Source organism: Chryseobacterium sp. BIGb0232 (assembly GCF_024810195.1).
Taxonomy (GTDB): Bacteria; Bacteroidota; Bacteroidia; order Flavobacteriales; family Weeksellaceae; genus Chryseobacterium; species Chryseobacterium pennae.
In genome coordinates, this window is the sequence record NZ_JANUEH010000013.1 from 96,178 (window position 1) to 117,187 (window position 21,010).

A 21,010-nucleotide genomic window follows, 5' to 3' on the forward strand; every position below is an offset into this window, starting at 1 on the left:
CGTTCCCCAAGATGTTTATTTTGCCTTTTTTGAGTAAGAGGCTTCATCAATCCATCGGTCTCTGGTATTGATATCGATAAGATAGAGGATATTGTCCTGTTGAGTAAGCAATAACGTTTTTGTAACTGGCATCGGGATTTTTTTACCTTCAAGTACATCTGCCCGCAAAGAAACGATGTTCTTTTTTCTGACAATATCGCCGGTAAAGACATTAGAACTGCTTTCACCAGTGGCTTTATCATCAAAAACCTCTACATAGGTTGCACTGTTTCCTTTAATAACAATAAAATCTCTTTCTGTGTGGTCTGCTTCATCTTTAATGAAAACAAACTTTTTGTTGTTGATATCTACCTTTTCAAGATTCTGATTGATACCTCTTCTTGCTTCAAGTCTGTCCAGAATTGCATTCAGTGATCCGTATTGTGCTTTTACGCCTAAGGTTCCAAAGAATAAAATTCCAATTAAAAGTTTTCTCATTATGCTGTGTTTTATAAAAAAGTTTTGTCAGAACCTTGCATCCTGACAAAACTTACTATTTCTGATTGTAAAATTAAAGATTTCCTCTTCTTTCCTGCTCTCTTTCTAATGCTTCGAACAATGCTTTGAAGTTTCCGGCACCAAAACTCTGTGCACCGTGTCTTTCAATGATTTCGAAGAATAGAGTAGGACGGTCTTCTACAGGCTTGGTAAAGATCTGTAATAGATATCCTTCTTCATCATGATCAATAAGTATACCTAAGTCCTGAAGTTTTTTAAGATCTTCATCAATATGGCCAACTCTTTGAGGAACCATGTCGTAATAAGCTTCTGGTGGAGCAGAGAGGAATTCTACACCACGCTTCTTAAGCTCGGTTACAGTATGGATAATGTCTTTTGTTGCTACAGCAATGTGCTGTACTCCTTCACCTTCATAGAAATCAAGATATTCTTCTACCTGAGATTTCTTTTTGCCTTCTGCAGGTTCGTTGATAGGGAATTTTGCATATCCGTTTCCGTTTGACATTACTTTAGACATCAATGCAGAATATTCTGTGTTGATCTGTTTGTCGTCAAAAGAAAGGATGTTCACAAATCCCATTACTTTTTCATACCATTCTACAGTAGGGACCATTCTGTTCCAGTCTACATTTCCTACGCAGTGATCTACATACAGTAAACCAGCTTCTTCAGGTTGGTAGGCACTTTCCCATTTCTCATACCCTGGCATGAAAGCACCATTGTAATTCTTTCTTTCTATAAACATGTGAACAGTTTCTCCGTACGTATAGATACCGGACATTCTTACCTCACCATGCTCATCAGTTAAAGTTACAGGCTCTAAATAAGGCTTACCACCTCTTTTGGTTGTTTCTTCGAATGCTGCATACGCGTCATCTACCCAAAGTGCCAAAATTTTTACTCCGTCACCATGTTTTTTTACGTGTTCGCTGATAGAAGAGTCAGATTTAAGCCCTGTGGTAAGTACCAATCTGATTTTTCCCTGTTGAAGCACATAAGATGCGCGGTCTCTTACTCCTGTTTCAGGACCCGCATATGCTACAGACTGAAAACCGAAAGCGGTTTTGTAATAGTGGGCCGCCTGTTTTGCATTTCCTACATAAAACTCAATGTAATCTGTACCGTTGATCGGTAAGAAATTCTCTGCTTGAGCAATCTTCTCGGCAAATGTAAGTGTTGACATATTTTCTCTTTTACTTTTATTTTATTGGTATGCAAATTACAAAATTCTTGGATATAGCGAAAATATTACCGTTGATTCATTGAATATATTTAACATAAAGTTCAAGAAGTGTTCACTTAAGTATATTTAAGTTTCTTATGTTTGAAATAAGCTGCTTACATTTGTAGAACAAAAAACAAGTGAGAAAAAAATATTTCGAACATGAAAGCCGCAGATCATCTCTGCGGCTTTCTTATTATGATACGGTTTCTATCTTTCGGTTGAGCATTCCTGCATCCGGATTGTAATTGTCCCAGATTTTCCAGGTGTTGTCTATTTTTTTGAAAAAATAGATTTGTGTACTGAGTTGGTTCACAAAATGCTCCTCTCCGGTTCCACCTGTTTTAAATAAAAGATTCCAGAATTCCTGGGATTCCAGTATTTTTTTATCCGGTTCATCTGTCACTACATGAATGTCAAAAACTTCATAGTTGGAACGGTTATTTTTTGTTACCAACTGAAAATCTTTGTCACAAAGTTCTTTACTGAATTGTGAAACCCTTTCCAGAAAAGGAGAATCATTAAATACCAGATCTTTAAAAACTTCGGTATTATGATTGGGAAACTGCTTATAGAATTCAAAAGCTCTCGCACAATAATCATATACCAACCTGGTCAATAATGACAAATCACCTGTTTCCAGCTGGTTTGGTTTCTTATGCCTTACAGAAAGGATATAGTCATTAAGATCTTTGTGCCCCAGAAAAATGCATATTTTATCCAGTGTTTTTAAGAATCTTAAATCACTGTGGGTTTTATCCTGATAGTCATTTTCAAAAAAACGCTGTAGGGTAACATGAGAAATAGTGTTCCCGATCTCAAATTTTTTACCTCCTTTAAGTTCTTCTGCATCAGAAAGTTCATCTTTAATAATTTCGGAAAGAATAATATAATGGCTTCTCTTCCATTCATTCACATTCCCCAAAACTGAATTCCTTACTTTTGAATGCTTTACCACTTCTTCTCTTATCGAATTATATATAGTCTTCAATTTCCTTGTTTTAGAAAGATTTTTATCAAAAACATTGCCAAAATATTAAGGCTTTTTTATGTTTTGCTGGTATAAGTTAAATATATATTTTTAAATTCTAAACAAAAATTAAAGTTAAAAAGTATTAATGTTTGATTATCAGTGTTTAAACCTTTCAAAAGCAGCTCTTTCAAGCATTTCTCTGTCATCAGGGTGGGCAATACTAATGAGCTCCTGCGCTCTCTGACGAAGATTCTTTCCATACAGATAAGCGGTACCGTATTCTGTAACCACATAATGGATATGCCCTCTTGTGGTAACTACACCTGCCCCCTGTTTCAGGAAAGGAACAATCCTTGAAATTCCTTTTTTAGTTCTTGCTGTGATGGCAATAATAGGTTTTCCATCTTCACTTAAAGCAGCCCCACGCATGAAGTCCATTTGCCCGCCAATGCCACTATATTGTAAAGTTCCGATAGAATCGGCACATACCTGTCCGGTAAGGTCAATTTCAATGGCAGAGTTGATGGCTACCAGTTTTTTGTTCTTCATGATATTGATCGGGAAGTTCACTTCACTTACATCTCTGAATGCAAAGACGGTGTTATCATCCACATAATCATAGAGCTTTCTGGTTCCGAAGCAGAAGCTGGTAATGGTTTTATTATCGTTGTAGCCTTTATATTTATTATTGATTACATCATCCTGAATAAGGTCTATCACTCCGTCACTCAGCATTTCGGTATGAATGCCAAGGTCCTTATGGTTATGTAAACATTGTAAAACAGCATCAGGAATAGTCCCGATACCCATTTGAAGGGTAGATCGGTCTTCAATAAGTTCCGCTACATTTTTTCCAACCAGCATTTCTTCAGGGCCTACTTTAGAACTGTAATCTACAGTATGAAGCTCTTCTTCATGCCAAACCAGCTTATGGATTCTGCTGATGTGGATCATTCCATCCCCATGAGTTCTTGGCATTCTTGGGTTTACCATTGCCACAATAGTTTTCGCTGTATCTACGGCAGCCCTTGCAATATCTACTGAGGTTCCCAATGTACAGAACCCATGTTTGTCAGGTGGAGAAACAGTGATCAGAGCAACATCAAGCGGAAGGATATTCTTTCTGAATAAGATTGGGATTTCACTTAAAAATACAGGAACAAAGTCTCCTCTGTCTGAATTTACAGCATCGCGCACCGGCGTAGATACGAATAGGGAATTGACAAAGAATTTGTCTTTATACTCCGGTTTTGCAATTTCTATATTTCCCTGTTGGGTAATAGAAACCATTTCTACTTTATCCAGTCTGTGAGCCTGTCTTGCCAGTTCGTCAATCAGATAATTGGGAGTACATGCACTGCCGTGGAAAAATACACGGTTACCGCTTTTTATCGTATATATCGCTTCTTCTGCGCTGATGTAATTATTCATATTTTATCTTTTTATTATAAAATTCCTGACTAATTTCTATTTCATAAAATGCCTAACCTCTCTCTCAAAGATAACCTTTATATCCTTATTTATTTTAAATATTTTCAATGATTTTAGAAGATTTTTATCATATTAATTCATATAATTCTAATAAAAAAGTAAAGGACCAAATGATTAACATCTGATCCTTTTATAGATTTTAGTAAGCTTGTGAAAGTTTCTAATTGGAAACTTCGGTTGCCATGGTTTGCTTCATGCTTCCTGTTTCAGAGAAACGTAAATGCCAGCTGAACGCTTCTTCCAGTAAGTGAGGAGTATGCCCTCCACGTTCACAGGCTCTGTCAAAATAAGACTGTAATTCTTCCCTGTAATCAGGATGAACACAATTGTCAATAATTTTCTGAGCTCTTTCTCTGGGTGCAAGGCCTCTTAAATCAGCCAATCCGACATCTGTTACCAAGATATCAACATCATGTTCAGTATGATCTGTATGAGAAACCATTGGAAGGACGTGTGAAATATTATTCCCTTTGGAAGCTGCCTGCGTTACAAAAATACTTAAGTAAGCATTTCTTGCAAAGTCTCCCGAGCCTCCGATTCCGTTCATAATTTTTGTTCCGCCAATATGCGTTGAGTTTACATTTCCGTAGATATCAAATTCAATCGCTGTATTGATTGCGATTACTCCAAGTCTTCTTATTAATCCTGGTGTATTGGAAATATTCTGGGGTCTTAGAACAAACTTGTCTTTATATTTTGAAAGGTTTCCAAGTACGCGCTCATAGCATTCTTTAGAAACGGTAATAGATGATGCAGATGCAAAACTTAATTTACCGGAATCTATCAGATCAAAGGTACTGTCCTGAAGTACTTCGGAAAACATCGTTAAGTCATAAAAATTACTGTCTTTAAAACCTGTAAGTACAGCATTAGCTACTTTTCCGATTCCTGCCTGAAGAGGGAGCAGTCTGTCTGTAAGACGTCCTAGCTGTACTTCATTCTCAAAGAATCCGAGAAGGTGTTTGGCGATAGCTGTTGTTTTCTCGTCAGGTTCTGCAATATCTGCGGGACTGTCTTTAAGATTGGTGAAAACAATGGCTTCAATTTTATTGGGATCAACAGGAATACTTTTTCTTCCGATTTTATTCCATGGAGCAACGATAGGAATTACATTTCTGTAAGGATAATCTTCAGCCTGGTAAATATCGTGGATACCATATACTTCTTCAGGAACTTCCGTATTGATTTCAATGATGATTTTTTTAGCCAAAGCAGCAAAGGTCACTGAATTTCCTACTGAAGTGGTGGGTACAATACTTCCATCTCTTTCGATATAAGCAGCTTCTATAACGGCTACGTCAATGCTCTGAAGATTTTTGGTGTGAAGAAGTTCGGCACTTTCACTTAAATGCTGATCGATAAAGAGAATTTCACCTTTATTGATTTTGTTTCTTAAAGTAGGATCTACCTGAAAGGGCATTCTCTTTTTTAAGACATTGGCTTCCGCCAGTTTCCCGTCTGTGCCGTGTCCCAATGAAGCTCCGGTCATTAAAGTGACTTTAAGATCTTCTGTTTTTCCTCTTTCTGCAAGTGCCGGCAAAATGGCTTTGCTGTCACCTGCTTTGGTAAAGCCGCTGGACCCTATGGTCATACCGTCTTTAATCATTTTTACAGCGTTTTCAGCTGTTGTTACCTTTTCGTGTAAACTTTCTAATCTGATTCTTTCTAACATGTAATATTGATTTTTATTAAACCACCATTACTTAGGATGCGTTATGAAAAATAATGATGGTAATATATGTGAACCATACCTTACAAATTTACGAAAAAAGCTGCTTTAAATAAAGGATTTAAAGCAGCTTTTATATGTATTCAGTAATAGTTTTTTCTTATTTTATGAAAACACTTTTACAATTTTATTCCAACCATGAAGTTTTGTAAGACGGATCTTCCACTTTTAAAGCTTCTTCCGTAATTTTTAAGGGACGGAAAGGGTCTACCATTACGGCATATTCTTCCGTGAATTTTTTTCCGATACTTCTTTCCATAGCTCCTGGATGAGGTCCGTGAACAATTCCTCCCGGGTGAAGAGTGAAATCCATTAAATCGATGTGATTACGGCTCATAAAATCACCTTCTGTGTAGAATAATACCTCATCAGAATCAATATTGGAGTGATTGTATGGGGCAGGAACAGCAAGCGGGTGGTAGTCATACATTCTTGCACAGAATGAGCACACTACAAAGTTATGGGCTTCAAAATTCTGGTGAACCGGTGGCGGTTGGTGAATTCTTCCCGTAATGGGTTCAAAGTTTTTGATATTAAATTTATAAGGGTAGAAATATCCGTCCCAGCCTACAACATCAAAAGGATGTGTTGCATAGATGAAGTCTGTGATCTGGTTTTCTTTCTTTACTTTAATTAAGAATTCTCCTTTTTCATCTTTAGGTTCTTTGAAAACAGGAGCAATAATGTCTCTTTCGCAGAAAGGAGAATGTTCCAAAAGCTGTCCGAATTCATTTCTGTATCTTTTCGGAGTGTAAATAGGAGAGTGGCTTTCCAGTACAAAGAATACTGTATTTTCAGATTGTAATTCCACTTGGTAAATGGTTCCTCTCGGAATAATAAGATAATCGCCGGTTACAAATTCAAGATCTCCTACAAACGTTTTCAAAATTCCGGTGCCTTCATGTACAAATAAAAGTTCGTCGCATTCTGCATTTTTGTAGAAATAATCCATCGATTTCCTTGGCTTGGCCAATCCCATTTTCAGGTCATTGTTCATCAAAAGGATCTTACGGCTGTCCATGAAATCATCCTCAGGAGTTACATTCATTCCTTTGAACATTCTTGGCGTAATATTTTTATCCACTGCAATTTTCGGCGTTACATCTTTCGGTTCCCCGATTGATTTGATCTGCGTAGGACGGTGAATATGATACAATAGAGAAGAGATTCCATGAAAACCCTCGGTTCCGAAAAGCTGTTCATAGTAAAATTTATCTTCCGGAGATTTAAAGACTGTATGCCTTTTTTGTGGGATGTTTCCCGATAGATGATATCTCATTTTACTTTGATATGTAGTTTCTCAAATTTAATCATTTTTCATGAATTGGCTCAATCAAATATTTATGAACAAGTTTTGTATTTCAAAAATAATTGTTAGATTTGTCTAACAATTTTAATTTCATGAAACGAATATTATTTTCTATTACTTTTTTATCCTCTTATTGTTTTGCCCAGGAGACAGACAGTTTAAGTTTAAATCAACATAAAAAAATGGATTCTGTAAAGGTTTCCAAGAAGGAGTTCAAGACAAGTAATATTGATGATGTAGTGGTTACCGGAACCATAAAACCGATGAGCAGATCTAAAAGCCCGGTGGCGGTAGAGATCTACAGTCAGAAATTTTTCCAGAAAAATCCTACTCCAAGTATTTTTGAAGCCATCAGTATGGTCAATGGGGTAAAGCCGCAGCTGAACTGTTCCGTCTGTAACACCGGAGATATTCACATCAATGGTCTTGAAGGGCCATACACAATGATTTTGATTGATGGAATGCCTATTGTAAGCTCTCTTTCCACAGTATATGGATTGAGTGGAATTCCAAACAGTCTGGTGGATAGAATAGAAGTGGTAAAAGGTCCGGCATCTTCTATTTATGGTTCTGAGGCAATGGGGGGAGTGATTAATACTATCACTAAAAATGCTTTAACAGCTCCAAAGCTGAGTATAGATATGATGACCAGCTCATGGGCTGAGAATAACCTGGATCTTTCCACAAAGTTTAATATTGGAAAGAATGCAGCTTCATTATTAAGTTTAAATTATTTCAGCTTTCAGGAGAAGATAGATCAGAACAAGGATAATTTTACAGATACTACTCTGCAAAGCCGAATTTCAGTGTTTAATAAATGGAATTTTAAAAGAAAGGAAAACAGACAGGCGAGTTTTGCTATGAGATATTTATATGAAGACCGTTTTGGAGGTGAAATGCAGTGGAATAAATCTTTCCGCGGAAGTGATGAGGTGTATGGAGAAAGTATTTATACCAACAGAGCGGAAGTTTTCGGGTTGTATGAATGGCCAATGAAAGAACATATTGTCACTCAGTTTTCTTATAATTACCATGATCAGAATTCTTTTTATGGAGCTAATCCTTTCAATGCGCTTCAGAAGGTAGCTTTTGTGCAAACCTATTGGGACAGAAGTTTTGGAAAGCATGATATTACAGCAGGGGTAACTTTTAAAAGAACTTTTTACGATGACAATACTCCGGGAACGCTGGCTTCTGATGGCGTAACCAATGCTCCAATGAAATCTCCTATCTGGGGTATGTTTGTGCAGGATCAATGGGAGATTAATGATAAGAACACTTTGTTATTAGGCTACCGTTATGATTATGATAAGGTGCATCATTCTGTGCATTCTCCAAGATTTGCCTGGAAGTTTTCTCCGAACCCATATCATACACTAAGATTTAATTTCGGAACAGGATTCAGAGTGGTCAACCTTTTTACAGAAGATCATGCAGCATTAACAGGTTCCAGAGAAGTGTTGGTGAAATCAGACCTGAAGCCTGAGCGATCTGTCAACGGAAATGTAAACTATATCTGGAAAATTCCGGTAGGAACAAGAATGGTGAATCTTGATGCATCTGCATTCTATACCTATTTCAGTAATAAAATTGTAGGTGATTTTGATTCCGACCCGAATAAAATTATTTATGATAATCTCAACGGATACGGAATTTCCAGAGGAGCTTCATTGAATGTGGATTTCAGTTTTTCTTTTCCCTTAAGTGTTAACCTAGGTGTAACGTATCTTGACGTCTATCAGAAGTTTGATAATGAAGATCAGAAAACCCAGCAGCTTCATGCTCCAAAGTGGAGTGGAACCTATAATTTAACCTATAAATTTCCTAGTAATCTGACGATAGATTTTACAGGCCAGTTTTATGGGCCAATGAGACTTCCGGTTTTACCGAATGACTTCCGTCCTGAATACTCACCATTTTATTCGTTGGCTAATATTCAGGTTTCAAAGAGCTTTAAGTCCGGATTTGAAGTTTATTGTGGTATTAAAAATTTATTCAATTTTACTCCTAAAGATCCTCTGATGAGGCCTTTTGACCCGTTTGATAAACATGCTGATGATCCCATCAGCAATCCAAATCATTATACTTTCGATACCGCATATGGCTACGCTCCCATGCAGCGTATCAGAGGATTCCTGGGGGTAAAATATACACTAAAATGAGACCTTTTGCTTTATTTTTAATGTTTGTGCCCTGTCTTTATTTGTCTCAGATGAAGACAGGGACTTTTTCTGAGCTGGAGTATCTGCAAAAAGAATCTCCCAAGCCCGTTGTGATCCATCTTTATACAGATTGGTGCTCAGTTTGTAAAATAGAATCTTATCGTTTGAATAAAGATAAAGATCTGGTGGAAATAATGAACGATCATTTTTACCTGATTCATTTTGAGGCTGAAAAGACCAGGGAAAAAATCAGTTTTCAAGGAAAAGAATTTGAATATTTATCCAATGGAAATTCGGGAATTCATGAATTAGCCTTGGCTTTGTCTAAAAATAAAGAACAGCCTGTGTATCCGTTGTGGATTTTTCTGGATAAGAATCAGAATTTAGTATACTACCAGGAGGGATTGCTTACTCCGGAAAAAATGAAACAGAAATTGTTGGAGATTTCTGCTTTGTAATATGTTGGAATACGCTAAGGCGCGAAGTTTTTTCTTTTTTAATATGTTTTTAAGGCGCTAGGATTTTATCTCCGATAAAATTGAACGCTGCTTATTTTAATGCCACGAATGCACGAATAATTTATATACAGTTCAGAAACTATGTGCCTATTTGGTAAAGATTATTAAACTACATAGACATTATTCATAAGGTTCTGCAAGTATCATTTTATTCGTGCATTCGTGGCAAAATATTAGCAAATTTATCTTCGCTGAAAAATCTTAGATTTTCTTGCGTCTTTGAGATTTCTGACAAAAATTAAATTTCCACAGGGTTTACCAATCTTTTTCATCTGTGTAATTTGTGAAATCTGTGGGAAAGCTTTTTATTCTTGAATTTCTGCGTCTATTAAAACGGCTAATTGTATACAGGGCTGATCAGATCTGTTGCTCCATGCGTGGTTGGTGCCTCGTTGGATTACGATGTCTCCAGGTTTGAGAAGAGTTTCTCCTTCTTCCATAATAAGATGAAGTTCACCCGAAAGAATGATGATATAATCCAATGTTGGGGTCTGGTGCATCATTGGGTGAGGTTCTCCTTTTTTGAATTCAACGCCTAAATCTTTATCCGGTGGGACAACTACATACCGGAAATAGGTTCCGTTTTTAGGTGTTTGCGGAAATCCTGTGTTGGGAATTCGGTTTTCAAAGTCTAAACTAGCCGGCATTGTTTGAGTATTCCAGATGTCTGATATAATTAATCCCGGAAAATGTTCTATTGCGTTTTCAACCGGCTGATCTTCTACAATGATAGATTTTCCATCTTTAATTCCTGTTACGATACGTCTTGGTATTTTGTTCATTAGTTATGAATTTTGCATGATGAGTTTGTGACCTTGAGTCTGGTTGTTTTTAAGCATGGAGTGGGCTTTAAGAACAGTTTCCAAAGAAAGAGTACCTATTATTTTATGTTGAGATGGAACGATGGAGCCATTTTCAATAAGTTCCGTAATTTCTTCCAGACTGTTTCTGTAATAATCATACTGCTTCACCATGCCGTAGGTGTAATTGGAGATATTCATAATCAAGGTTCCTTTGTTGAAAAGAAGTTCATGAGCTTCGTGGGTAACCAGGGCGGTGACATCTACATAAGTTCCATTGATTTTTAAAACTTCAGCCGTAACTTCAGACATGTAATTTCCAACCAGATCAATTCCGACATCAAAAAGTTGCAGCTGATTAGCTTTTAAAATATTGTTTACAAGATTTTCTTCTTTGTAATTGACAATTTGATGGTCTTTTACCCCCAGGTTGAGAAGCATTTGTTTATTTTCCTCACTACCAACAGTTGCAATGAAGTTGTTTATATGATGAGCCAATAAGATTTTAATTAAAAAAGAACCTACTCCTCCGGCAGCACCGGTGATAAGAATAGTTTGCTCCGGCTGTAATTTCAGTCTTTTAAAAATTTGTAAAGAAGTCAATCCTGCTGATGGAATAGAAGCTGCCTGTTCAAAGGAAATATTTTTAGGTTTGAGTGAAACAATGGCTTCCGGAACTGAAATGTATTCTGCATAAGTACCATTGCTTCCCATAGAACCGCTGCCACAGAATACTTCATCTCCAATGTTGAACTGAGTGACATTATTACCTTTTTCTACAACAATTCCGGATAATTCCCTCCCTAATATAGGAGAGCTGATTAATTTTCTTTCCAGTTCGTTCTCCAGCATCTGATAGTCAATAGGATTGAAGCCACTGGCTTTGATCTGAATTAATACTTCATGAGCTTTAGGCTGAGGTTTTTCAGCAAAACCATCTTCAAGCTTAAAATCTTGATTTAAAATAACTGCTTTCATATTGTTAATTTGATGTACAAATGTAAAACGGGAATAGTTTATATTTGCTACTAGTTAACAAATGGTTACTAGTTACCTTGATGAAACTATTATGGCAAAAATTATTGAAAACGGAACCGAAAGAGAAGCAACTTGTACAGAAGAATTATTCGCCATGCGTGATAGTCTGGATGTTCTGGGTGGAAAATGGAAATTGATGATCCTTCGTTATCTGACTAACAGAACGGATCAGCAGATTCATTTTAAAAAGCTGGAGCGTGGTATTGACGGAATTTCTGCTAAAATGTTGAGTAAGGAACTGAAGGAATTAGAAACCAACCTTCTGATTACAAGAACAATTCAGGATACAAAACCTATTACAGTCACTTATGCTGTTACAGAGTATGGGAAATCTGTATTTCCGGTGACGGAAACCTTGGTGAACTGGGGGATAATCCACAGAGAGAAAATTAAGGAGTCGATGAACTCTTCTGAATCTTAAAAAGAGCAATAAAAAATCCCCAGACTCGTTAGAGTTGAGGATTTTTAATCATCATAAATGATTGGTTGAATTACTTTTTATCTAACCATGTATTGACCAGTTCAGCATGTTCTTCCACCCATTTTTGTGCAGTGGCTTCTTTATTTCTACTGTGTTCCATTTGGATTAGTAAATCAGACATTGTTTCATCATCAAAATGGAGTTTAGAAAAGAATGTTGTCAGTTCCGGATGATCTGTACTAAAGCTTTTTCTTGCATAGGTTTTGATCTGTTCTGCTTCACCATATATTTTTTTTGGATCATCAAGAAACTTAAGTTTCATTTTACCAAACATCCAGTGGGGCTGCCATCCCGTTACTACAATCCATTGTTTACGCTGTATAGCGTTCTGTAATTCAGTGATCATGGCAATGGTAGAGGAATTGATCTGTTTGTAATCCAATTTATAATCAATAATGGCTTTATCTGTTCCTGTTGTTAATCCTGCCCCTTTTTCAATCCCAATGATTCTGTGACTAAACTGTTCCTGATGCTGGTTAAGGTCTTCAATAGATTTAATGGGAACATATTCCGGAACTACCAGTCCTATACGGCCATTGTCATAATTGGTTCCAATATGCATTAATCCGGGAAATTTGGCCAGCTTTTTAGCATGAGTATAAGGAAGCCAGACTCCCATGAAAAGGTCGGTATCTTCATTGTTCATTGATGCCAGAATCATATCGGTAGAGGCCTTTTGAATAATGACATGATAGCCCTGCTGGTCCAGAATGGCTTTGGCAACATGAGTCATAGCTACATCTTCAGCCCAGCCATCTACCATTCCTATGGTAATATATTTAGAGTTTTTTATGTTTCCACATGAATTTAATGCAGCCAATGCGATCATTAAAATGGGAAAAAATAGATATTTTAATTGTTTCATCTTATTGTTTTTTCTTTACAAATCCCTGGGTAATCCTATCGAGGATAATAGCTAAAATAACAACGGATAATCCACTTTCAAATCCCAATCCGATATCCAGATTATTAATTCCTTCCAATACTTTTTCACCCAGACCACCTGCAGCAATCATTCCTGCAATCACAACCATAGATAAGGATAAAAGGATGGTTTGATTGATCCCTGTTAAAATAGTTTTCATTGCTAAAGGAAGTTCCACCTTAAACAGGATCTGACGGCTGGTTGCTCCAAAAGCACGGGCAGCTTCTACAATATCTTTAGGAACAGATTCAATTCCCAGTGTTGTTAAACGTACCGCTGGTGGCATTGCAAAAATGATTGTTGCAAAAGCCCCGGGTACTTTTCCGATACTGAAAAATAGTACAGCAGGAATCAGGTAAACAAAGGCAGGCATGGTTTGCATTAAATCCAGTAAAGGGCGGATAATTTTTGCAGCGATTTTGTTTTTAGCAGCTAAAATTCCCAGAGGGATAGAAAGAACAAGTGCGGTAATGGTTGCTACGAAAATAAGCGCCAGGGTTTCCATGGTTTCTTTCCATAATCCCATCAAAAATATCAAACTCAATCCTGCTGCTGTAACAATGGCAATGCCTTTTCCAGCTTTCCATAATGCTAAGAGGGTAATGAAGAGGATAATGACATAAAAAGGAGTATTGATCAATACCCATTCAATACCCATGATAGAGGCATTTCCTATATGCTTTATAACATCAAATACTGGTTTCCCATTTTCTGTGAGCCAATTGATTGCAGTTTCTACATATTGACCTATATCTATAATTTTATTCATCTTATTGGTTGTTTGCGATTTCTTTTAATTCAATGATTTCTTCTTCGTTAAATTTGGTAGCTTCTATGACAAGAGATAATTGGGTAACAAGACCTAAAAATTTATTGTTTTCATCTACAACAGCAATGGCAGATTTACTTCCTGAAATTAATGGTAACATTTCTTCTACTGTCACTTCAGGATATACTGAAGGGACATTGCTATTGATAATGGATTCCACCGTAGGTTCTTTCTTTTTGGCAATTCTGACAACATCATTAAGCGTTACAAAACCAAGGAAATTATTTTGGAAATCTACAACAGGTAAGTTTTCCAATCCTGTTGCTTTCATTTTTCTTAAAGCTCCTTCAGGACCGTCTTTTTTAAAGCGAACTACTGTAGCTTTATCGAACATCAAAGATCTGGCGGTGATAATTGTTTTACGGTCTACTTTCTCTACGAAAGCTTTTACATAATCACTTGCTGGGTTGGTCAAAATATCCTCAGCAGTTCCTATCTGTTCTATAACCCCATCTTTCATAATGACGATACGGTCACCGATTTTAATGGCTTCGTCCAAATCGTGGGTAATGAAAACAATAGTTTTTTGTAATGTGTTTTGCAGTTCCAGCATCTGATCCTGCATTTCAGATTTTATTAAAGGATCCAGTGCAGAGAAAGCTTCATCCATAAGTAATACTTCCGGATCATTGGCCAAGGCCCTTGCTAATCCAACTCTTTGCTGCATTCCCCCCGAAAGTTGGGAGGGATATTGGTTTTCGAAACCATTCAATCCTACAATATCCAGGGCTTTCTGTGCTTTTTCATCACGGGAGGCTTTGCTTTCGCCTCTGATTTCAAGCCCAAAGCCTGCATTGTCCAAGATGTTGTGATGAGGCAGTAATCCAAATTTTTGAAATACCATGCTCATCTCTGTTCTTCTTACTTCCAGAAGTTCTTTATTGTTTTTACTGGTAATATCATCGTCATTGATATATACTTTTCCCGAAGTAGGCTCATTCAGCCTGTTAAGACAGCGGAGTAAGGTAGATTTTCCACTTCCGGATAATCCCATAATCACAAAGAATTCTCCTTCATAGATTTCAAAACTTGCTTTGTTGATTCCTACCGTGCAGCCTGTTTTTTCAAGAATTTCCTTTTTGGAAAAACCTTTGTCTAAAAGTTCCTGTGCTTTTTCTTTGTTTTTACCAAAAATAATAGTCAGATCTTCAACTTTAAGTTTTACTTTTCTACTGTTTTCATTTTTTTCCATATTCAGAATTTTTAATTAATAATTGATATACAATGTGGGGTATATCATTACATGATTAAACATTTAATCTTTTTGGTGTTGTTCTTTTGGTGACGAGTATAAAAAATAATTTGCCAAGCTTATAATGATAAAAGCTTATAACAAAAAAATAAAAGCATAAAGCACTTTGCCTTATGTTTATTTTAAATATTTCAATAGATTTTACTCTAGAAAAAAGAGTGTCTTATGTAAAAAGAAATTAATCTTTTACATGAATTCTACAATTAAATTACTGATGAGGTAATAAAAGATATGTGTACAGAACAACTTGAATTCCTACATTTCATCATAATGAAGGCTTTGTAAAAAACCTGTATATCAGATTTTTACGACGGTGCAAATTTACGGATTTTATTTTAAATGGATTTTTTGGGACCTAAGAAGCTGGTTTTAAGTCAGGTTATGAAGTGATATACTCATGGTAAATTTCCCCTTATCATTAAAGATAAAAGTGGTTCGATAATCCTGAATTTTTGGAAAAGATTCCTACGAAATAATCAATGAAATTACTTCAATAAAACAGCAATGATTGCCAATATTGCAGGGAGTGCCTGAACAAAAAAGATCTTCTTAGTAGCAGAAACAGCACCATAAATACCCGCTACCGCCACGCATCCTAAAAAGAATAAAGCTATATTATCCTGCCATTGCGGATCTTTAATCAGAAAAGACCAGATCAGCCCGGCAGCCAGAAAACCATTATACAATCCCTGATTGGCAGCCAGTCCCTTCGTTGGTTTGAACATTTCTGCAGGCAGGGCAGCTTTGAAAACTTCTTTTCCTTTGGTTTCCCATGCAAACATTTCCATCCAAAGAATATAGAGATGTTCCAGTGCAACAATTGCGATAAGGATTTTAGCAACGACTTCCATGATTTCATATTTTGTCATTGTAAAACTAAAAAAATAAAGTTAAGTTTGAGTATTCAATTCTAAAGATGGATAATTTCAAGGCACATTTAAATAAATTTATTACTGTAACAGACGAAGAGTATATTTCAATTTTTTCATTCTTTGAAGTATTAAAGGTGAAGAAAAAGCAAAGTCTGATGCTGGAAGGTGAGATTTGCAGAAATATGTATTTTGTGGTGGAAGGCTGCCTTAGAAAATATTTTATTAATGAAAAAGGAGTAGAACATACCACTCAGTTTGCTATTGAAAACTGGTGGATTACTGATACTTTTGCTTATGAAAGACAATTGCAGACGGATTTCAACATTCAGTCTGTGGAAAAGTCTACGATTCTTGTCATTGATTTTAAAAATCAGGAATTATTATTGGAGAAGCATCCGGTGATGGAAAAATATTTCAGAATTATTTACCAAAGGGCTTATGCTGCCTCTGAAAGAAAACTCCGTTATCTGGCTGAATATTCGAGGGAAGAATTGTATGTGCATTTCAGTACACTGTATCCTTGGTTTATTCAAAGAATTCCTCAATATCTTATTGCTTCATTTCTTGGTTTTACTCCCGAATATTTAAGTGAAATTAAAGCAAAATTACGTTCTTAAACCAGTTTAAGTTTTTTACGGATCAGATATCGGAAATTTGTCATGTGATTAAAAGCTAATGCAATGACAAATACACAAAATCAATTTCCTCAACTATTTTTAAGACTGGCTCTTTCGGTAACCATGCTTTCTGCAATCGCCGACCGATTCGGACTATGGAGTGCTGAAAACTCATCATGGGGAAACATGACGAAGTTTGAAGAGTATACACGATCGCTGACCTTTTTTCTTCCGGAAGTGTTGAGTGCTTTTTCAGCGTATGCCGCCACATGTTTAGAAATTCTATTTCCATTGATGCTGATTATAGGTTTTAAAACCAGGATTGCAGCCTATGGAAGCAGTATCTTATTATTGATTTTTGCAGTATCAATGGCTATAGCACTAGGTCCTAAGGCACCTTTCGATTATTCAGTCTGGGTGGGAAGTGCAGCTGCTCTTTTATTGGCTGTTCAGCAACAATATTCTTTTAGTATAGATCAATTAACCAAAAAATAAATATAATGAGCGCAAGATTAAACATTGCAACAGTAGATTCAGCAGCTTATAAAGCAATGCTAGGATTAGAGGGGTATTTACAGACAACTTCTTTAACTCATATTCAAAAGGAATTAATTAAAATCAGAGCATCACAGATTAATAAATGTGCTTTCTGCCTTGATATGCATACAAAAGATGCCATCAAATATGGTGAAACGCCTCAAAGAATTTTTATTCTGAACGGATGGACAGAAGCAAAAGAATTCTTTACAGAGGAAGAGCAGGTACTTTTGTCTATGACAGAGGAAATCACCCTGATCAGCCATAAAGGATTAACCGAGGAGACCTACCAAAAAGCGAAGGCATTCTTTGATGAAGCTCAGATTGCACAGATTATTATGGCCATTGTGACCATCAATGCATGGAACAGAATTGCAGTGAGTACGCATCTTCCAGTTGCAAAATAATAGCAAAGTAAGGATGTTGGAAGTTAGGAGTGGGATATTAATGAAGCCTGCATCATTTACAGACATTTACTTTATTTAACAAAATGGCCTTTCAAAACTGAAAGGCCATTTTAATGCAAGAAGCAGAGTGACAATGTAACACTGTTTTAAATATTAATTCTAAAAATAAATTCTAAAGGTTAGTTTTATTTTTTTCAAAACCGGAATTACTTTGTCTCTCTTTTCTTTTATAGTAGGTTATAGGTTTTAAATGAGACCTCCATGTCTAGTAAATAGCGACAGGATTTACATTCACCTGAGTAGATCCTACATACAGAGGCTGTCCCAGTACGAATAAAAATTCCCAAACTTTTTGTTTAACCAAAGGGCGGCTGTCAATCAGCTCCAGATTATAGATTCCTTTTTTAGCCAGCATAAATTGATTGATGGGGAATTCTTCTTTACTTTTTGGATTTGGATATACTTCAGAAGCCCAGGTATCACCGCCAAAAGCAACAATCCCCTGATCAGCTAACCACTTGGCTGCATCCATTCCAATCCCCGGTTCCGTTTCTAAGAACTGTTTATTGTCTTTGCCGATCAGTTCAAGCCATCCTGTATTGAAAAGAATAACATCTCCTTTTCTTAATGTAAGGCCCTGTTTCTTTAAAACAGCTTTGATATCCTCAACGGTAAATTCTGTTCCGCCTGGTACAATTGCTTTTCCATAATGGGCGACCATATCAAGAACTACACCTCTGGTAACAAAAGGGGGGACTTTTTCGACACCTAGTTTTTTTACACCTTCTACAGTTACAAAATCAGTTGCTTTATTTCCGTTATAGTAAATATTGTCAATACCAATATGCCCGATCCCGTTAAGCTGAGTTCCTACACCAGTCCATCCATTCACCAATTCGTCATTGAATGTAAACTTATTGGGGCCTATACTTTTTCCACCCTGTTCTCCAGGTTGAATGTTGTATAGATTGAAACTTCTGTGTCTGAAAGCGGGTAAGTTTTTATCAATAGGAACAGCAAGTGCTAATGTTTTACCTTGTTTTACCAATCCAAGTGCCTGTTTTACTACTTCAGGAGTTAATAAATTAGCAGCTCCTATTTCATCCTGAGATCCGTAAGCAGAAGGATACCATGATTGATCTTCAGGATTAACAAGAGTTTGAGCCTTTAATGAAATACTGTTTATAGTCAACAGGGTGACCAGTCCGAACATTTTGATCAGATTCTTTTTCATTTTTAATGATGTATAGGGTGAATTAAGAAGGGAAGTTGGAAGCTGGAAGAGGGGAGTTATTGAAGCCTATGAATAACTGATATTCCGTGTATTGAAATGATGCTTCCGGTTTTACTTTCCTTTAAAGAGAAAGGGAGCTGGAGGAGGAGAGAGTACGTTTTTGAAGCCGGTCAACAGCTGATATTGTATTGATCAGGTTGTTGTAATGATTTAAATTGACAGACTGTAAGTTAACAATACACGCTAGTGTTTTCAATTTCATCTTTCCATATTTCCATCTTACAGTCTGATAATAATTGGGTTCAAAGGACTGAAAGTTATCAATAACCTGACAGCACTTCCAACCTCCCTCTTCCAGCTCCCAGCTTATATATTAAATCTCGCTTAAAGCAGAATTGATGAAGTTTAATTCTTCCTGAGAAAGAGTGATATCCATCGCTTTAGCATTTTCAACAGCTTGCTGGGCATTTCTGGCTCCTGCCAATACTACTGTAATTGCTGGCTGCAGGGTAGTCCATCTTAATACCAATTGAGAAAGACTGGCTCCTTTTTCCTGAGCGATCGGTTCAATTTTTTCTAAGAAAGTTTTTACTTTATTTAAATCAAACTGAGAGAAATATCCGTTTCTGTGGTCGTTGTCTTTTAATTTGTTATCCTTGAAATATTTACCTGTCAAAAGACCTCTTTCCATTGGGCTGTATACGATGATTCCTGAGTTATTTTCTAAAGAATAAGGAACAAGGTCACTCTCGATAGCCCGGTTTAGCATACTGTAAGAAACCTGGTTGCTGGCTAATTTCAACGTTCTGTTAGCTTCCTCCATTTGAGCAACACTATAGTTACTTACTCCGGCAGCACGAACTTTTCCCTGTTGAACTAATAATTCCATAGCTTCCATCGTTTCACTGATTGCTGTTGTGCTATCTGGCCAGTGAAGTTGTAAAAGGTCAATATAATCTGTTCCCAGTCTTTTTAAACTTTCTTCAACTTCTTTGATGATATTTTCTTTAGAAGCGAATTTATAAACAGGAATTGTTTTTCCTTCCTCTTCAGCATCAAAGAAAAATTCTCCTTTTCCGTTGTTGCTTCCGTCCCAAACTAAACCGAATTTAGTTAACAGCTGGATCTTTGAGCGGTCTTTCCCTTTGATGGCTTCACCAATCATTTCTTCACTTAATCCGAAACCGTAAAACGGTGCCGTGTCAATAGAAGTAACTCCATGATCCAGGGATGCATGAATAGAGTTAATAGAATCCTGTTTTTCATTACCACCCCACATATTTCCACCGATGGCAAAAGCTCCGTGCGTAATTGCAGATAGCTCAAGATCAGTGTTTCCTAATTTTCTGTATTCCATTTTTTTGTTTTATTTATTATTGAGTTCTTTTAAAATTGCTTCTCCAACACTCTTGGCAGACTGTGGATTTTGTCCTGTAATTACTCTTTGATCCGTTACCACATGGTTTTGCCAAAGTCCTGACTTTTCAAATTTTGCGCCTCTTTCTTTTAATTTGTTTTCCAGCAAGAAAGGAACTACATCTGTTAATTGTACTGCTGATTCCTCTTCATTGGTAAAAGCATTGATCTTTTTTCCATCTACCAGGTATTTTCCATTATTCAGTTTGATATTAACCAAACCTGCCGGACCGTGGCATACGCCTGCTACAATACCTCCGTTTTCATAAATGGTTGAAGCCATGTTTGCCAGTTCTTTATTATCTGCGAAGTCCCACATCGCTCCATGTCCCCCTGCATAAAAGATGACCGAATAATCTTTTGGATTGACCTGTGATGGCGTTAAAGAATGATCTATTTTGCTTTTATATTCTTTATTTTCCCAAAACTCTTTATTTACAGGGTCTTTTAAATCGAATCCGTCTACTGGTGGAGTTCCGCCTTTCGGACTTACAAAATCAATTTCATAGCCCGCTTTGTGAAGAACTTCCCAAGGATGGGAAACTTCTCCTAAGTAATATCCTGTGTTTTCTCCGGTACTGCCTTTTTTGTCATGGCTGGTGACAACAAACAATATTTTCTTTTTCATAGATTTTTGGTGTTGTGCCTGGATATATCCTATTGTAAAAAGGGTAAGGAATAATAGTGTTAATTTTTTCAT

At 36.6% G+C, this 21,010-nt stretch carries 21 protein-coding genes; 6 read left to right on the forward strand and 15 right to left on the reverse strand.

All coding sequences use genetic code 11. The features are described from left to right. Window positions 1–15: 15 nt before the first annotated feature. The 6 genes from M2372_RS22165 to M2372_RS22190 all read right to left on the reverse strand — a co-directional run bounded on the left by M2372_RS22165 (window position 16) and on the right by M2372_RS22190 (window position 7,192). Window positions 16–477 (reverse strand): hypothetical protein, encoded by a 462-nt coding sequence (locus tag M2372_RS22165; RefSeq protein ID WP_123321339.1) that lies wholly within the window; start codon window positions 475–477, stop codon window positions 16–18. A gap of 73 nt (window positions 478–550) precedes the next feature. After that, window positions 551–1,681 carry a 4-hydroxyphenylpyruvate dioxygenase gene (gene hppD / locus M2372_RS22170; protein WP_115972788.1) on the reverse strand — a complete coding sequence of 377 codons (1,131 nt, stop codon included), beginning with the start codon at window positions 1,679–1,681 and terminating at the stop codon, window positions 551–553. Window positions 1,682–1,916: 235 nt separating this feature from the next. Then, complete coding sequence (locus tag M2372_RS22175) at window positions 1,917–2,711, reverse strand: hypothetical protein (protein ID WP_115972787.1); 795 nt, start codon at window positions 2,709–2,711, stop codon at window positions 1,917–1,919. A 138-nt stretch (window positions 2,712–2,849) separates the two neighbouring features. Beyond that, on the reverse strand, window positions 2,850–4,124 hold the full coding sequence (locus M2372_RS22180) for an acetyl-CoA hydrolase/transferase family protein (protein WP_123321338.1): 1,275 nt from the start codon (window positions 4,122–4,124) through the stop codon (window positions 2,850–2,852). A gap of 220 nt (window positions 4,125–4,344) precedes the next feature. Beyond that, window positions 4,345–5,856 carry a succinate CoA transferase gene (locus tag M2372_RS22185; RefSeq protein WP_123321337.1) on the reverse strand — a complete coding sequence of 504 codons (1,512 nt, stop codon included), beginning with the start codon at window positions 5,854–5,856 and terminating at the stop codon, window positions 4,345–4,347. A gap of 184 nt (window positions 5,857–6,040) precedes the next feature. Continuing rightward, window positions 6,041–7,192: a homogentisate 1,2-dioxygenase gene (locus M2372_RS22190; protein ID WP_123321336.1), complete on the reverse strand. Its 1,152-nt coding sequence runs from the start codon at window positions 7,190–7,192 to the stop codon at window positions 6,041–6,043. Between the two features lie 122 nt (window positions 7,193–7,314). Here M2372_RS22190 and M2372_RS22195 point away from each other — a divergent pair, with 122 nt between their 5' ends. Together M2372_RS22195 and M2372_RS22200 are read left to right on the forward strand one after the other, a co-directional pair. After that, entirely contained in the window at window positions 7,315–9,384 is a 2,070-nt protein-coding gene (locus tag M2372_RS22195; RefSeq protein WP_185018948.1) for a TonB-dependent siderophore receptor, read from the forward strand. A 50-nt stretch (window positions 9,385–9,434) separates the two neighbouring features. Beyond that, on the forward strand, window positions 9,435–9,842 hold the full coding sequence (locus M2372_RS22200; protein ID WP_228455795.1) for a thioredoxin fold domain-containing protein: 408 nt from the start codon (window positions 9,435–9,437) through the stop codon (window positions 9,840–9,842). A 365-nt stretch (window positions 9,843–10,207) separates the two neighbouring features. Here the strand turns inward: M2372_RS22200 and M2372_RS22205 are convergent, their stop codons facing one another. Together M2372_RS22205 and M2372_RS22210 are read right to left on the reverse strand one after the other, a co-directional pair. Next, a complete protein-coding gene (locus M2372_RS22205; protein WP_123321334.1) occupies window positions 10,208–10,684 on the reverse strand; it encodes a cupin domain-containing protein in 477 nt (158 codons plus the stop codon). Between the two features lie 3 nt (window positions 10,685–10,687). Further along, on the reverse strand, window positions 10,688–11,680 hold the full coding sequence (locus M2372_RS22210; RefSeq protein WP_123321333.1) for an NADP-dependent oxidoreductase: 993 nt from the start codon (window positions 11,678–11,680) through the stop codon (window positions 10,688–10,690). Between the two features lie 91 nt (window positions 11,681–11,771). Here M2372_RS22210 and M2372_RS22215 point away from each other — a divergent pair, with 91 nt between their 5' ends. Continuing rightward, the gene (locus M2372_RS22215) at window positions 11,772–12,161 is read left to right on the forward strand and encodes a helix-turn-helix domain-containing protein (RefSeq protein ID WP_115973891.1); all 390 of its coding nucleotides are present in this window, start codon (window positions 11,772–11,774) and stop codon (window positions 12,159–12,161) included. A 70-nt stretch (window positions 12,162–12,231) separates the two neighbouring features. On the opposite strand, the gene M2372_RS22220 is transcribed toward M2372_RS22215, so the two are convergent. The 4 genes from M2372_RS22220 to M2372_RS22235 all read right to left on the reverse strand — a co-directional run bounded on the left by M2372_RS22220 (window position 12,232) and on the right by M2372_RS22235 (window position 16,078). Further along, window positions 12,232–13,086, reverse strand: coding sequence for a glycine betaine ABC transporter substrate-binding protein (locus M2372_RS22220; RefSeq protein WP_123321332.1), 855 nt, complete (start codon window positions 13,084–13,086; stop codon window positions 12,232–12,234). A 1-nt stretch (window position 13,087) separates the two neighbouring features. Further along, a complete protein-coding gene (locus tag M2372_RS22225; protein WP_209920518.1) occupies window positions 13,088–13,915 on the reverse strand; it encodes a proline/glycine betaine ABC transporter permease in 828 nt (275 codons plus the stop codon). A gap of 1 nt (window position 13,916) precedes the next feature. Further along, window positions 13,917–15,167, reverse strand: a complete 1,251-nt coding sequence (locus tag M2372_RS22230; RefSeq protein ID WP_123321331.1) for a glycine betaine/L-proline ABC transporter ATP-binding protein — start codon at window positions 15,165–15,167, stop codon at window positions 13,917–13,919. 545 nt (window positions 15,168–15,712) lie between these two features. Then, the gene (locus tag M2372_RS22235) at window positions 15,713–16,078 is read right to left on the reverse strand and encodes a DUF1304 domain-containing protein (RefSeq protein WP_115973893.1); all 366 of its coding nucleotides are present in this window, start codon (window positions 16,076–16,078) and stop codon (window positions 15,713–15,715) included. A 65-nt stretch (window positions 16,079–16,143) separates the two neighbouring features. Here M2372_RS22235 and M2372_RS22240 point away from each other — a divergent pair, with 65 nt between their 5' ends. From M2372_RS22240 to M2372_RS22250, 3 genes are all read left to right on the forward strand, one after another. Then, window positions 16,144–16,716 (forward strand): Crp/Fnr family transcriptional regulator, encoded by a 573-nt coding sequence (locus M2372_RS22240; protein ID WP_123321330.1) that lies wholly within the window; start codon window positions 16,144–16,146, stop codon window positions 16,714–16,716. Window positions 16,717–16,779: 63 nt separating this feature from the next. Continuing rightward, window positions 16,780–17,211 (forward strand): DoxX family protein, encoded by a 432-nt coding sequence (locus M2372_RS22245; RefSeq protein ID WP_185018946.1) that lies wholly within the window; start codon window positions 16,780–16,782, stop codon window positions 17,209–17,211. A gap of 5 nt (window positions 17,212–17,216) precedes the next feature. After that, window positions 17,217–17,660, forward strand: coding sequence for a carboxymuconolactone decarboxylase family protein (locus tag M2372_RS22250; RefSeq protein WP_115973877.1), 444 nt, complete (start codon window positions 17,217–17,219; stop codon window positions 17,658–17,660). Between the two features lie 265 nt (window positions 17,661–17,925). Here the strand turns inward: M2372_RS22250 and M2372_RS22255 are convergent, their stop codons facing one another. The 3 genes from M2372_RS22255 to M2372_RS22265 all read right to left on the reverse strand — a co-directional run bounded on the left by M2372_RS22255 (window position 17,926) and on the right by M2372_RS22265 (window position 21,010). Continuing rightward, window positions 17,926–18,894 (reverse strand): cyclase family protein, encoded by a 969-nt coding sequence (locus M2372_RS22255; protein ID WP_123321329.1) that lies wholly within the window; start codon window positions 18,892–18,894, stop codon window positions 17,926–17,928. A 373-nt stretch (window positions 18,895–19,267) separates the two neighbouring features. Beyond that, window positions 19,268–20,251: an aldo/keto reductase gene (locus M2372_RS22260; protein WP_123321328.1), complete on the reverse strand. Its 984-nt coding sequence runs from the start codon at window positions 20,249–20,251 to the stop codon at window positions 19,268–19,270. A gap of 9 nt (window positions 20,252–20,260) precedes the next feature. Then, window positions 20,261–21,010, reverse strand: a complete 750-nt coding sequence (locus tag M2372_RS22265) for a type 1 glutamine amidotransferase domain-containing protein (RefSeq protein ID WP_228455794.1) — start codon at window positions 21,008–21,010, stop codon at window positions 20,261–20,263.

Coding starts and splice junctions, on each gene's coding strand:
- M2372_RS22165 (WP_123321339.1), bottom strand. CDS start 477: ATGAGAAAACTTTTAATTGGAATTTTATTCTTTGGAACCTTAGGCGTA.
- hppD (WP_115972788.1), bottom strand. CDS start 1,681: ATGTCAACACTTACATTTGCCGAGAAGATTGCTCAAGCAGAGAATTTC.
- M2372_RS22180 (WP_123321338.1), bottom strand. CDS start 4,124: ATGAATAATTACATCAGCGCAGAAGAAGCGATATATACGATAAAAAGC.
- M2372_RS22185 (WP_123321337.1), bottom strand. CDS start 5,856: ATGTTAGAAAGAATCAGATTAGAAAGTTTACACGAAAAGGTAACAACA.
- M2372_RS22190 (WP_123321336.1), bottom strand. CDS start 7,192: ATGAGATATCATCTATCGGGAAACATCCCACAAAAAAGGCATACAGTC.
- M2372_RS22195 (WP_185018948.1), top strand. CDS start 7,315: ATGAAACGAATATTATTTTCTATTACTTTTTTATCCTCTTATTGTTTT.
- M2372_RS22200 (WP_228455795.1), top strand. CDS start 9,435: ATGAAGACAGGGACTTTTTCTGAGCTGGAGTATCTGCAAAAAGAATCT.
- M2372_RS22205 (WP_123321334.1), bottom strand. CDS start 10,684: ATGAACAAAATACCAAGACGTATCGTAACAGGAATTAAAGATGGAAAA.
- M2372_RS22210 (WP_123321333.1), bottom strand. CDS start 11,680: ATGAAAGCAGTTATTTTAAATCAAGATTTTAAGCTTGAAGATGGTTTT.
- M2372_RS22215 (WP_115973891.1), top strand. CDS start 11,772: ATGGCAAAAATTATTGAAAACGGAACCGAAAGAGAAGCAACTTGTACA.
- M2372_RS22220 (WP_123321332.1), bottom strand. CDS start 13,086: ATGAAACAATTAAAATATCTATTTTTTCCCATTTTAATGATCGCATTG.
- M2372_RS22225 (WP_209920518.1), bottom strand. CDS start 13,915: ATGAATAAAATTATAGATATAGGTCAATATGTAGAAACTGCAATCAAT.
- M2372_RS22230 (WP_123321331.1), bottom strand. CDS start 15,167: ATGGAAAAAAATGAAAACAGTAGAAAAGTAAAACTTAAAGTTGAAGAT.
- M2372_RS22235 (WP_115973893.1), bottom strand. CDS start 16,078: ATGGAAGTCGTTGCTAAAATCCTTATCGCAATTGTTGCACTGGAACAT.
- M2372_RS22240 (WP_123321330.1), top strand. CDS start 16,144: ATGGATAATTTCAAGGCACATTTAAATAAATTTATTACTGTAACAGAC.
- M2372_RS22245 (WP_185018946.1), top strand. CDS start 16,780: ATGACAAATACACAAAATCAATTTCCTCAACTATTTTTAAGACTGGCT.
- M2372_RS22250 (WP_115973877.1), top strand. CDS start 17,217: ATGAGCGCAAGATTAAACATTGCAACAGTAGATTCAGCAGCTTATAAA.
- M2372_RS22255 (WP_123321329.1), bottom strand. CDS start 18,894: ATGAAAAAGAATCTGATCAAAATGTTCGGACTGGTCACCCTGTTGACT.
- M2372_RS22260 (WP_123321328.1), bottom strand. CDS start 20,251: ATGGAATACAGAAAATTAGGAAACACTGATCTTGAGCTATCTGCAATT.
- M2372_RS22265 (WP_228455794.1), bottom strand. CDS start 21,010: ATGAAAAAATTAACACTATTATTCCTTACCCTTTTTACAATAGGATAT.